Origin of the sequence: Microvirga tunisiensis, assembly GCF_009296175.1 — a bacterium.
GTDB classification, from domain to species: Bacteria; Pseudomonadota; Alphaproteobacteria; order Rhizobiales; family Beijerinckiaceae; genus Microvirga; species Microvirga tunisiensis.
Map to the genome: position 1 here is coordinate 1 of NZ_VOSK01000221.1, position 10,830 is coordinate 10,830.

Below are 10,830 nucleotides of genomic sequence, written 5' to 3' on the forward strand. Positions count from 1 at the left end.
TGTGGGTTGCTTGCCCTTCATCGTGGGGGACTTTCACCTCCTACTCCTTGCCGGTCTCCCGGCGCACTGACGTATCCATCCCGATGCGAATAATCTGGTCCACGGACGGTCTCCTGTGTTTGAGATCAGCAACGACCTCATTCTGGCACAGCGATGCCGTAAGGGGGCCGTCCACCCCAACAAACTGTTCCTCATCCAGGCGGGGAGAGACCGGGAAAACGTGCTCCTCTCGGTCTCTCCTACGTCCCGGCAAAAAAATATCCCTCCCGGCAGAGGGAAGATTGCCAGGAGGGAACCAGTCTCAGGAGCTTCCTTAGGGAGGAAACACCATGAGCCTATGTCTCAGGGCGGTGTGTCCCATCACTTAAGTTAAACGTGGCAGGAGATTCCGGCCGGTTTGAACGGGAAGCTGTTCTGTGTATTCGCGCGCCGGCTGAGGCCTGCTGCGGAGCGGATTTTAATGAATAGCCGGCGCGGCGTTCTATAAGCCGTCACGAACACTTTCCGAACACCTTAGATTGCGCTCCATACTGCGGCCTATGCGAAATTGCTGGGCCGATTTACGCGCCCAGTTTCGGTGGTGGGTAGCGGTCGGCATCACGCGCTGATAGAGGCGCCGGATAGACCGAGGTCCTGATCTTTACCATGCACGAGAGCGAGCCGCTGCTGCGCGAATTGCTTGAGGCCGGAGCGCGCGGCTACCTGCTCAAGTCGGATGCCCGCAAGTTCCTGATCGCGGCCGTAGAGACGCTGGCCCAACACAAGCCATTCTTCACCGGATGCGTCTCCGAGACCCTGCTGAATGCCTATCTGACGAAGGGCCCTCTCGCCGACGGCGCCCTGACGACGCGGGAGCGCAGCGTGGTCCAGCTCATCGCCGAGGGCCACAGCAACAAGGAAGCGGCCCAGATCCTCAGCCTCAACCTGAAGACCGTGGAAAGCCACCGCGCCTCGGCCATGCGCAAGATCAACGCCCATTCGACGGCAACCCTCGTGCGGTATGCGATCCGCAACAAGCTGGTCGAGCTGTAGCGGGGCAACGACCCCAGCCAATCGAGGGATTCTTCCGGTGAAAGTCAGGGGTTACCCCAAATGCGGACCCACGCCTGGCAACGGAAGCTCCACCGGTGAAGCGGGGGCGGATCGGCGCCGTCCGGGGCAAGGGTCTCCTGGCCGCTCACGACGATCCATGCCATAGGGGGGAGGGGAAGTCCATGACGGCAACCTACAGGACGATGGCAGCTTGGATGGTTGCGGGGACGCTGCTCGGCCCCGTCACCGGAGGTCCGGCGCACGCCGCATCCCTTTCGGAACTCCAGGGTGCCTGGGTCATCAACTCGGCGGAGTGTTCCGACGTCTTCACGAAGAGGAGCGGGCGGTTTGCCTTCAAGCTGAACAAGCGCAACGCCGACACGAGCTTCATCATCAACGGCAACCGCATCCAAGGCGCGCGGGCGACGTGCAGCCTGGGATCGGAGAAACCGACCTCCGACGGCTTTCGGGCGGTCCTCGACTGCTCCAGCCGGATGATGATGGGCGCATTGCCGATCTCGTTCCGCGTGCCGAATGCGAACACCAATCGTGAAGTTCGATCCGGACTTCCCCGATCTTGAAACCACCTACACCCGCTGCAACTGATCCGAGCGACGGGAGCGCAGGCATGAGGCATCCGGCAACGGCGGCTTTCGGATTGGCGCTGGGCCTCATGCCCGGACTGCCGGCTGCCGCCCAGGAGTGTAAATCAGCATCGAACACGGACCCTTACGCCAACTGCCGTTACGCACATGACGTTGCTAGCGAATTCGTAGCATCAGCGGGGTCATCATCGGCGCCGATGATGACCCCGCCGGATTTCCATTTTGTGTCGCCTAACCTAGGCGTTACACTTCCCTTGCGAGGGGTCAAAGCTTCGGTGTCGATTCACAGTGGTGCGTCTTGCAGCGGCATCATTCTTCGTGGGCGGAGCCGTCGTGGTCATCGGCGATGCGTTCGATGGACCGCGCCAGGCCCGCTTCAACCTGGCTCAAGGCCTGCGAGCGGGCGATCTCGGCGCGGGTCTGCTCGATGGCCTGATCGGCTTGTTCGATGGTCTGCTCCACCGCCTCGTCGAGCGGCTGTGTGTTCTCTTTCGCCATCAGTCCAGGCTACTTGTCCAATGAAGCCAAAGCTTGGCCCTTCAAGGGCCTGAGGGTCGGCCGCTGCCAACCTATGGTGATCGAGGAGGAACTGCATATCCGGCGCCGGGTCACGAGCGGGGGCTGTCCCTTACGGGCGCCGGTCTTTGTCGTACACGTTGGGTCGGTTGCCCGCTGTCCCGGAGGTGGTGGAGGTGCCAGTCGTGCTGGTTGTCGTTGTCCGCGACCGCCTCCGCAGAAAATACCAGGCCGCAGCGGCGACGATGGCCAGGAGAACAATGAGCCACAGCCAGCTTGCGCTCTCATCGGTTGCCCCGGGTGCCGCCGGGGCGGCGGGAGTCGTCTGCGCGAGGGCTTCGTTCACCGCAACGAGCGTCGCAGCCGTCGAGATCTGGAGCGTCTTGAGCATGATGGTCGTCCCTTTGCCATCCTGACGGCGGATTCGGGTCAGGTGATGCGATCGGCCGAGGAAGCCCGGCTTGAAGGCCGGGCTTCCGGATATCCTCAGCGGGTGCGGCCGCTCGGGTTGCCCGTGGTGCCCGTCCGCGAGACGGTGTTGCCACGCTCGTCCTCGACGTCGACCTCGGTCTTGCGGACCGTGTCCGAGATCGTCTCGGTGCGTTGATCGGCTTCCTTGCGCACAACCACTTCCTCGACCACACGGGCTTCCTTCGAGACCACCGCCTCCTCGCCGCGCTCTTCCACCTCGATGGTGCGCTCCTGGAAGGGATCGCCGCCGAGGGCGCCAGCCTGCGTCGTGCCGGAGACCGGGCGGCGCTCCACGTCGACGCGCTCCTCGCGCAGGGTGACCTGCTCCTGCACAGGGCGCTCGATCACACGCGAGTGCAGGCGCACGCGCCCGCGGTTCACCTCGCGCTTGCCAACATGCAGCTCCTCCTCGGCGACCGGGATCACCTCATCGGTGCCGCGAGCCGTGGACGACGCACGATCCGGCAGCCCAGTCGCACCTGGTGCGGTGGCACTGGCGCCCGTCCAGCCCTCGGAGCGCCAGGTGGTCTCGCGCTCGTCGAAGTCGACGGTCCCCTCATCATCAAGGATATCGACGATCCGGTCGACCTCCGCATCAGAGGCCCGCACCGTCACCAGGGCGTCCGCCGCGGCGGACGCCCTCGGCATAGGCATGGGCGTCATTCTCGTCGACGCCGGCGTCGACGAGCGCCCCCGTCAGTCCGCCAATGGCTGCGCCGGCCCCGGCACCAACGAGAGTGGACACCAACCAACCCGCCGCCACCACGGGGCCGAGCCCCGGGATGGCGAGCATGCCGAGGCCGGCGAGAAGGCCAGCCCCACCGCCGGCGAGCGTGCCGACGGTAGCCCCCGTGCCGGCGCCGTCGCTGACATCGTCATCATGATGGTTCGTGCCATCGAAGGTGCGGCTGGCATGGGACGAGTAGCGGTCACCCTCGTTGTTGGCGATCAAGCTGATGTCGCCACGGGAAACGCCGGCAGCCTCCAGGCGGCGGACGGCCTCCGAGGCATCCTCGTAGCGGTCGAAGAACGCCGTGATGGTCTTGTTCGTCATGATCGTTTCACTTCCTCGGAACGGATGCGGCTGTGCGCCGGCATCCTGGTTGTTGGATGGAATGAGAGATGGAGATCGGGCTTACTGGGTTTGAACCGTGCCCTTGTAGTCGATGCCCACGCTGACCGACTTGCCGTCGCGCTGGGCCTTGCCGCGCCAGATGCCCTGATCGTCCTTGCGCAACTCGGTGACGTTGCTGAAGCCCTGCGCCTCAAGGCGGGAGCGCGCCTGCGCTTCGGTGAAGCTGTTGGCACCGGGCTCGACTGCGCCGGTCGTCTGCGGACTGTCGGCGGGCTTATGGGTGACGGCAGGATTGGACGAGCCACTGTTGTTCGTCGGCTGTGTCGCCGAAGTCTGGGCCATCGTCGCCGTGGTCAGGGCCGACAGGACGGCCAGAGTTGCAAAGCCGAGGCGTCTCAAGGTGCTTCTCCTCTGTGTCAAACACGTAGGGCTCAATGTGCGACCACGGTGACGGTTCCGACTGCCAGGCTTGTGGGGAGGACGCTATTCCTGCGGAGGCGCCCGCGCGGCTGGTCCCGAACGATGGCCCTTATCCCTCTTCGGCGCCGGGAACTCCCCTACCCAGCACCCGTTGGTTGTCGCTTACCTCGAGAGGATCGATGGCCGACCCCGTCCCAAACCCAAACGCGCCCCCGGATGACCAGGAGCCGGTGCCTGTCCTTGATGATGCCCTGAGGAGCGATCCTTGAACCGTAGCGCAGGAGATCGTCCCTGTCGTCGAGGAGAGTGCCATCATCGGCAAGCGGCAGGTCGTGACCGGGCATGTGCGGGTGCGGACGGTCACCGACACCGTCGAGGAACTGGCGCACGCGTCCGTGCAGCGGGAGGACATCGAGGTCACCCGTGTGCCGATCGACAGGGTGGTCGAGACCGCGCCCGAGATCAGGACCGAGGGCGATGTGACGATCGTGCCGGTGCTCGAGGAGGTGCTCGTGGTCGAGAAGCGCCTCGTGCTCAAGGAGGAACTGCACATCCGGCGCCGGGTCGAAACCGAGACCGTCGAGGTGCCGGTCACCTTGCGCAAGCAACGTGCTGTTGTGGAACGTGAGCCTCCGGATGGCGCCGCCGTCGACGATAAGGCCGATCCGGAAACCGACAATCCGCCTCCGCGTTGACGAACCGTAGCGGTTTGCGAGCGTGAGGTCAGTGTATGCGTCGGTTCCTGCGGGACAATGGACTCTCGGTGGCATTGTTCGGCCTGTTCCTGATCTCCCTGGTCGGCCAGGCGCTCACCGGATGGAGAGCCCAGGCCGAGGAACTCCGCCTGCATGAACTCCCTGCCATCGGTTTCCTGCCCTATCTGACCAGCGGCCACTTCATCTCGGCGGTGTTCGAGAACTGGGAAAGCGAGTTCCTCCAGATGGCGGCTTACGTGCTGCTCACCATCTTCCTGTTCCAGAAGGGGGCCTCTGAGTCCAAGAAGCCTGATGAGGACAACCCCGAGGATGAGTCGCCGTCCGCCAAGCGCAACAACCCACAGGCTCCCTGGCCCGTGCATCGTGGCGGCCTGCTGCTGAAGCTCTACTCGCATTCCCTCAGCATCGCGCTGGTCACGCTCTTTCTTGCCTCCTGGCTGCACGTGGCGGGGAGCACGCGCCGGATCAACGAGGAGGCGCTCCAGCACCCGCAGCCGCCACAGACCATCACCGACACGCTGGTTGATCCGCAGTTCTGGTACGAGAGCTTCCAGAACTGGCAGAGCGAGTTCCTGTCGATCGGGGTGCTGCTGGTGCTCGGCATCTACCTGCGGGAACGCGGATCGCCGGAGTCCAAGCCCGTGGCCGCTCCCCACGCCGCCACGGGGCACTGACCTGTCCGCTCAGACCGGTTCAGGGCAAGTCCAGCCCGCTCTGCGGAAGAACCTGTGCAGGCCTTCCTCCTCACGGAGCGAGAGGGTAGGGTTCGCCTGAACCGCCGTCCCCTTGCATCGAGCTCTACCGGAGCTGTCATGTTGCTTAGCCCTGTCCTGCGTGTCGCTCCCGCATTGGCCCTCGTGGCCTTGATCCATCCGGCTTGTGCCGAAGGGCTCCCGCGTCGGTCGCCGCCGCGTCCGGCACAGCCTCAGGGCAGGCAGCAGGCCCAAGACAACAAGCAGTCCCAGGAGGACAAGCAGTCCCAATCCGAAATTGACACAGAGGACCTGTTCGGGTTCACCGAGGGCAGCGACGTGGGGGATCCGGGCGAGTTGGAAGCCTCCATTGACAGCACGGGGCGCTTCGGCCGCAGGGGCGGGCGCTACGGTGTGTTCAGCCCCACGCTCGAATTGGAATACACTCCGGCTGAGCGGCTCAGCCTCTCGCTTGATGCCACCTTCGACCACTACTGGATCCGCAATGTCCCGGATCTCGAGAACCGGAATACGGGCGGCTTGAGCCAGTTCTCCACGCAAATGCGCTACCAGTTCATCCAGCGCGACCCGTCCCCTGTTGGCGTCACGCTCAGCCTGGAGCCTCAGTTCGGCTTCTTCGATCAGGACACGGGCGAGCGCGCCCGCCGCACGGCCCTTGAGGCGGTGCTGAGCCTTGACATGGCCCTGGTGCCCGAGCGGGTTTTCGGGGCAGTCAACCTCACCTACGAAGGCGAGCGCGTGCGGCCAAAGGGCTTCATCGGCCTCGATCGTGACCTGGACGAGGTGGATCCCTCCGACCCCGCGGCCGTGGCTATCACTCGGACGCCGGCCGAGCGTGAGTCGACCCTCGGCATCTCCGCGGCCGCGGCGTTCCAGGCGGTGCCAAACCTGTTTGTCGGAGCCGAGGCCCGCTACCTGCGCCAGTACGAGGGACTCGACTTCAAGGCATTCGAGGGGCGCGCGCTGTTCATCGGCCCAACCCTGTACATGAAGGTCTCCGACCACCTGTCCCTATCCGCCGCATGGGACGTGCAAGTGGCAGGCAAGGCGAATGACGGGTCCGGTCACCTCGACCTCGAGAACTTCGAGCGGCATCAGGCCAAGCTCAAGCTGATTGCGCAATTCTGATGGCAGTGCCTTTAGGAGGATGACGGAACCTCGGGGAACAAGGGTTTCACCGCGCTACTGATACGGGGCTGACCTAAGCCTGAGGGCAGCAATCCTTGCATAACCAGACCTTCCTCACGGGCCACGAATTTCGCTGCCTGACCGAGCCTGTGTCAAAACCCGAACAGGCTCGGCCTCGCTGAACGATCTTTACAAGTTCATCCCCGTGTATCGGGGATTCCGCGGTCTACCGGGGTCAGCAGGAAATTAAATTGCTCCACGGCGCGGCCCGTTCGTGTTTTGACACAGGCTCGACGCGGTGAGCGGACTTTCATTTTGTTTGCTGTTTGTTGCTCTTTGACCCCAAGGCGCAATTCGGAAGCCGACCAAATTTGGCTCCCGGGTCATTGAGGCATGTACCAGATCGGCGAGGTATAGGCGCGCTCCGTGATGGTCATGACGGTGCCGGGCAGAGGCGGGGTCCCGAACCGCTTTGCGTCGTAGGCGGTCCAGCGCGGCGTCGGGATCTCGATCACCCGACCGTAATAGAAGGCGGGCTGGCCCGGGTCGAAGTCCGGGTCCGTCCAGACCGTCGCCAGTTCGGGCGCTCCAATCGTGTTGGTCCAGGTGGCGTTCGCCACGTCGACGGTGTCGCCGACCGGAGGCAGCTTGCCGTCCGCACCGGGCCTGCGTCGCTCAGCATCGGCCCAGGCGACGTCATAAACCTTCTCTTCCAACTTGCCGTCTCGGGTGAGCCAGCCCTTGACGATCTGGTAGCGGTCGAGGTTCGCCCCGAGCGGATCCTTCAGCACCGCCACGAGGAAGGTGGGTGACTTGCCCTGCGGCGCGGCCCGCAGCTCGCCACCCATCGGCACGCCCTTGGTGTAGCCCGTGTAGGCGGGAAGGCGGCTGTTGGCGTCCTGCGGGGCGAAGTCCCATCCGCCGAAGAACCGCACGATCATGCGCGGCCCGGTCGTGCCATAGGTCTCCCGGCGCTGCATGGCATCCCACAGCGAGGCACGCGTGTTCTCCTTGGCCCATACGGCGGCATACCCGGAGGAGGAGACCTGCCAGTCCATGATCTTGATGCCGGTCTTTGGGTTGTTCATGAAGGTGGCGAGCATGCGCTCCGGGCTGGGCTCCTGCGGCGTGGTCTTGCCGAAGAAGTTGTCCTCTTCCATCGCGGCGAGACCCGTGTGTGCGTCGCTGCTGCCAACGAGGCCGAACTTGTAGGGATTCACGCCCAGCGTCTGTCCGAGCTTGAGGCCGTTCTTCAGCGCTGAGCGGGCATACTCGAATTCGAGCATCTCCCTGGTCTTTGCGACGCTGGCGTCGAGATTGCCAAAGTCCCAGCGCTCGAAGTTGGCGAACTCGTCGTTCGGCGACAGGAACGGATGCGCCTCGCCATCGCCCTTGGTCTGCGTGGTCTCGTAGAGCCGTTCCCATCGTGTCCGCTGCTCGGCATAGGCCCGGTCGATCTTCTTGCCGAAGGCCTCGACGACGGGGAACATCAGGCCGTTGCTGAGATTGCCGTTGTGCGCGATGGCGAGCACGCTGCCGCCGGTCTTCTGCTCGTAGGCTTGCATCCACTTCCAGAGATCTTCCGGGTTGTCGCTCCCGAGAGGCGGATACACCGTGAACGGCTCGACCTGGCTCGCTCTGTCGCCATTGTCGCGGAAGATGACGTTGCGGTGCAGGTTGTTGCCGCCGGTGTTCGAGGTCCATTCGTAGCCGGTGAACGCGGTGAAGCGGCCCGGCTCGTTGTACTGCTCGGCGGCGGCAATCGTCTCCTGCCAGGCGCCGCGATAGGGCCGCGTCCCGGGCATGTACATGAGATCCTTGGGGAACGTCCCCTGCGAGAAGGCGCTGATGATCTGGAGGGCAGCCTCCGCGCCCCGGCCGGACTGAATCAGGTCGTACCACTGGCGTCCTGTCGGGTCGGCGAGCACCTCGGGCTTGCCCGCGAACAGGTCCGGAAAGAAGCCCATGTTGTCGGAATGGTCCGCGACAACGAGGAAGTCGAGCGGTCGCGAGAGCTTCACCGGCTGCCCGCTGGAGGCGGTCAGTTGCTCGCCCCTGGCGAAGCGGTAGGCCTCCTTCGGCCCGAGCCGCGCCCCGAAGGCGCCTGCATCCATGGAGAACGAGGTGTGGAGATGCGTGTCGCCGAAGAAGGGTCGCGTGGGAAAGTCGCGGTTGACATAGGGTGAATAGGGTGGCTTCGGCAGCGCCTTCTCGATTTCCTCCTTGGACGGAGAGCCGACGTCCTGGGCCCAGGCCGATGAGATGAGACCGAGTGCCATCAAGCCGGTCACGATCGAGCGTTCGACATCTTTCCTGGCCATGGGCGTCCTCCCGTTGTTCATCCCGCATCGGCCCGACCTGCCGACACGATCTTGTTTCTGCCTCCGGACGTCGGCCGTGAGGCAATGATCAGAATGCGGCGACGCGCTGGATCACCCAGAACATCGCCAGACTGCCGATGGCATAGGGCGGAACCAGTCCGGCCCAGCGCGGCCACACCATCGGAATGCGGCGGGTGCCGGCCACGAGGGCGAGCACGGCGGCGACGAACAGCAACTGACCCACCTCGACGCCGAGATTGAAGAACAGGAGCGCCACCGGGATCTGCCCCTCGGGCAAACCAACCTCGCTCAGGGCCCCGGCGAAGCCGAAGCCGTGCAGCAGGCCGAAGGTGAAGGCGACGATCCACGGCATGCGCGCCGCCAGTCCCACCCGTCCGGAGCGGGCGTGCACGATCTCCGCCGCCACGAACACGATGCTCAGCGCGATCACCGCCTCGACCGGCTTGGACGGCACATGGACGGTCCCGAGTGTCGCCAGCCCGAGCGTGATGCTGTGCGCGACCGTGAACGCCGTTACCGTCTTCACCAGGCGCCACGTCCCCTTCGTCAGAAGCAGCAGGGCCAGTACGAACAACAGGTGATCGATGCCCGTCAGGATGTGCTCAATGCCAAGCGTGAGGTATGTGCCCGCCACGCCCCAGGCGTGGGGCTGGGCAGGAATGAGGTATGCGGGCTGCCGCGGGGTGAGGCGTTGAACCCACGTGCTGCCGTCCAGGAAGGTGACGCGGACAAGGGCGTCCGTGAGGGTCGCCTCCAAGCCCTCAATGCGCAGGGTCTGCCCGCGCAAGCTTTTCGCCCGCAGGTGCCAGGTCTGCACAGCGGCATCGCCCGTCATCCGGGCCGCGACCGGCGTCAGCGCCTGAACCCGACCGGAGAAGACGGGTTGTAGCGCCAGCCGCATCTCGCCGACCATCGGCGTCTTCCACAGCACGCTGAACTCGCCGGTCCGCTCCTCCCTCAGATCGAGGTAGGCAGGCCGGACCTCGTGCGCGTGACCCGGGAGCGGCGTCAGCAGCGACGCCAGGGCCACGAGAATCGGCAGCCCCCTCATGGCTGGACCTCCACCTGGCTGGCGAGAGGGCCGAGCCACGGGCGCACGGACGGATCGACGACAACCTGGTACTTCCGCATCAGCTCCCGAAGGAGTTGCGCCTGGGCCGTCTCCTGCCGCTCGCGGCGCCATTCCTCCGCCAGGCGTTCGCGGACCTGCGCAAACGGACGCGCCTGAGGCGGCGACACGGCCGTGACCTTCACCAGATGCAGCCCATACCCGGATTCGATCGGCCCCGACCAGCGTCCGGCCGGAAGAGCCAGGACCGCCTGCGCGAACGCGGCACCGAACAGGTTGGCAAGCGCCAGCTCGTCCTGGTCCGCAAACGTGTCGCCGAGCAGGAGGCGATCTCCCTCTTCATCAGGAGTTGCAGCAGCATCGGACAAGGCCACGAGGCTGGCCCGGGCGCGACCGTCCCCGTCTTCACGGCGGAAGAAGACCTGCGTGAAGGACACCCGCGCTGGCGTGCGGACGAGATCCAACCGCGTCTCGTAAAGGACGCGCAGCTCGGGCTCGGGTGGCTCAGTGGTGCGGATCGTATCGTCGAGAAGGAACTCCATCTTCTGCACCAGCCGGCGGCGGACGATGGTATCGCCAACGTCGAGTTCCAACGCCCGTGCCTCGCGGGCGAGCACCTAATGGCATGGACCGGCCGTGCTCCCGGGTGGAGCATGGGGGCACGGGATTGTCCCGCAGCGAAGGAGCCATGTCATGACACAGCAGACCGCGACTGAGGCCATCGCCACCATCGGCATCGACCT

General features: G+C 65.0%; 13 protein-coding genes. 5 read left to right on the forward strand and 8 right to left on the reverse strand.

What is annotated here, in order from left to right:
- The first annotated feature begins 645 nt into the window (after positions 1 to 645).
- Positions 646 to 1,032: a LuxR C-terminal-related transcriptional regulator gene (locus tag FS320_RS30690; protein ID WP_338105551.1), complete on the forward strand. Its 387-nt coding sequence runs from the start codon at positions 646 to 648 to the stop codon at positions 1,030 to 1,032.
- 182 nt (positions 1,033 to 1,214) lie between these two features.
- Positions 1,215 to 1,613 carry a hypothetical protein gene (locus tag FS320_RS30695; RefSeq protein WP_152716126.1) on the forward strand — a complete coding sequence of 133 codons (399 nt, stop codon included), beginning with the start codon at positions 1,215 to 1,217 and terminating at the stop codon, positions 1,611 to 1,613.
- 333 nt (positions 1,614 to 1,946) lie between these two features.
- Here FS320_RS30695 and FS320_RS30700 read toward each other — a convergent pair whose 3' ends face one another.
- From FS320_RS30700 to FS320_RS30715, 5 genes are all read right to left on the reverse strand, one after another.
- Positions 1,947 to 2,135 carry a hypothetical protein gene (locus FS320_RS30700; RefSeq protein ID WP_152716128.1) on the reverse strand — a complete coding sequence of 63 codons (189 nt, stop codon included), beginning with the start codon at positions 2,133 to 2,135 and terminating at the stop codon, positions 1,947 to 1,949.
- 130 nt (positions 2,136 to 2,265) lie between these two features.
- On the reverse strand, positions 2,266 to 2,544 hold the full coding sequence (locus FS320_RS30705; protein ID WP_152716129.1) for a hypothetical protein: 279 nt from the start codon (positions 2,542 to 2,544) through the stop codon (positions 2,266 to 2,268).
- Between the two features lie 95 nt (positions 2,545 to 2,639).
- Complete coding sequence (locus FS320_RS30710; protein WP_244627500.1) at positions 2,640 to 3,278, reverse strand: YsnF/AvaK domain-containing protein; 639 nt, start codon at positions 3,276 to 3,278, stop codon at positions 2,640 to 2,642.
- Entirely contained in the window at positions 3,220 to 3,678 is a 459-nt protein-coding gene (locus tag FS320_RS48505; RefSeq protein ID WP_244627501.1) for a hypothetical protein, read from the reverse strand. The genes FS320_RS30710 and FS320_RS48505 overlap by 59 nt, the downstream gene beginning before the upstream one ends.
- Before the next feature lie 81 nt (positions 3,679 to 3,759).
- Positions 3,760 to 4,098 carry a PepSY domain-containing protein gene (locus tag FS320_RS30715; RefSeq protein ID WP_152716131.1) on the reverse strand — a complete coding sequence of 113 codons (339 nt, stop codon included), beginning with the start codon at positions 4,096 to 4,098 and terminating at the stop codon, positions 3,760 to 3,762.
- A 305-nt stretch (positions 4,099 to 4,403) separates the two neighbouring features.
- On the opposite strand from FS320_RS30715, the gene FS320_RS49900 reads away from it, so the two are divergent.
- The 3 genes from FS320_RS49900 to FS320_RS30730 all read left to right on the forward strand — a co-directional run bounded on the left by FS320_RS49900 (position 4,404) and on the right by FS320_RS30730 (position 6,676).
- Positions 4,404 to 4,814 (forward strand): YsnF/AvaK domain-containing protein, encoded by a 411-nt coding sequence (locus tag FS320_RS49900; RefSeq protein ID WP_338105552.1) that lies wholly within the window; start codon positions 4,404 to 4,406, stop codon positions 4,812 to 4,814.
- A 35-nt stretch (positions 4,815 to 4,849) separates the two neighbouring features.
- Positions 4,850 to 5,509, forward strand: a complete 660-nt coding sequence (locus FS320_RS30725; RefSeq protein ID WP_152716133.1) for a DUF6766 family protein — start codon at positions 4,850 to 4,852, stop codon at positions 5,507 to 5,509.
- Positions 5,510 to 5,647: 138 nt separating this feature from the next.
- Positions 5,648 to 6,676: a DUF6662 family protein gene (locus tag FS320_RS30730; RefSeq protein WP_152716135.1), complete on the forward strand. Its 1,029-nt coding sequence runs from the start codon at positions 5,648 to 5,650 to the stop codon at positions 6,674 to 6,676.
- Between the two features lie 383 nt (positions 6,677 to 7,059).
- Here FS320_RS30730 and FS320_RS30735 read toward each other — a convergent pair whose 3' ends face one another.
- From FS320_RS30735 to FS320_RS30745, 3 genes are all read right to left on the reverse strand, one after another.
- Positions 7,060 to 8,997, reverse strand: a complete 1,938-nt coding sequence (locus FS320_RS30735) for a DUF3604 domain-containing protein (protein ID WP_152716137.1) — start codon at positions 8,995 to 8,997, stop codon at positions 7,060 to 7,062.
- Positions 8,998 to 9,085: 88 nt separating this feature from the next.
- The gene (locus FS320_RS30740) at positions 9,086 to 10,069 is read right to left on the reverse strand and encodes a HupE/UreJ family protein (protein WP_152716139.1); all 984 of its coding nucleotides are present in this window, start codon (positions 10,067 to 10,069) and stop codon (positions 9,086 to 9,088) included.
- Positions 10,066 to 10,680, reverse strand: coding sequence for a peptidyl-prolyl cis-trans isomerase (locus FS320_RS30745; protein ID WP_152716141.1), 615 nt, complete (start codon positions 10,678 to 10,680; stop codon positions 10,066 to 10,068). The genes FS320_RS30740 and FS320_RS30745 overlap by 4 nt, the downstream gene beginning before the upstream one ends.
- Positions 10,681 to 10,830 lie beyond the last annotated feature (150 nt).

Bases quoted from the DNA above. Each gene is read 5' to 3' on its own strand.
- FS320_RS30695 (WP_152716126.1), top strand. From the start codon at position 1,215: ATGACGGCAACCTACAGGACGATGGCAGCTTGGATGGTTGCGGGGACG.
- FS320_RS30710 (WP_244627500.1), bottom strand. From the start codon at position 3,278: ATGCCTATGCCGAGGGCGTCCGCCGCGGCGGACGCCCTGGTGACGGTG.
- FS320_RS30690 (WP_338105551.1), top strand. From the start codon at position 646: ATGCACGAGAGCGAGCCGCTGCTGCGCGAATTGCTTGAGGCCGGAGCG.
- FS320_RS30735 (WP_152716137.1), bottom strand. From the start codon at position 8,997: ATGGCCAGGAAAGATGTCGAACGCTCGATCGTGACCGGCTTGATGGCA.
- FS320_RS30730 (WP_152716135.1), top strand. From the start codon at position 5,648: ATGTTGCTTAGCCCTGTCCTGCGTGTCGCTCCCGCATTGGCCCTCGTG.
- FS320_RS30725 (WP_152716133.1), top strand. From the start codon at position 4,850: ATGCGTCGGTTCCTGCGGGACAATGGACTCTCGGTGGCATTGTTCGGC.
- FS320_RS30700 (WP_152716128.1), bottom strand. From the start codon at position 2,135: ATGGCGAAAGAGAACACACAGCCGCTCGACGAGGCGGTGGAGCAGACC.
- FS320_RS30740 (WP_152716139.1), bottom strand. From the start codon at position 10,069: ATGAGGGGGCTGCCGATTCTCGTGGCCCTGGCGTCGCTGCTGACGCCG.
- FS320_RS48505 (WP_244627501.1), bottom strand. From the start codon at position 3,678: ATGACGAACAAGACCATCACGGCGTTCTTCGACCGCTACGAGGATGCC.
- FS320_RS30705 (WP_152716129.1), bottom strand. From the start codon at position 2,544: ATGCTCAAGACGCTCCAGATCTCGACGGCTGCGACGCTCGTTGCGGTG.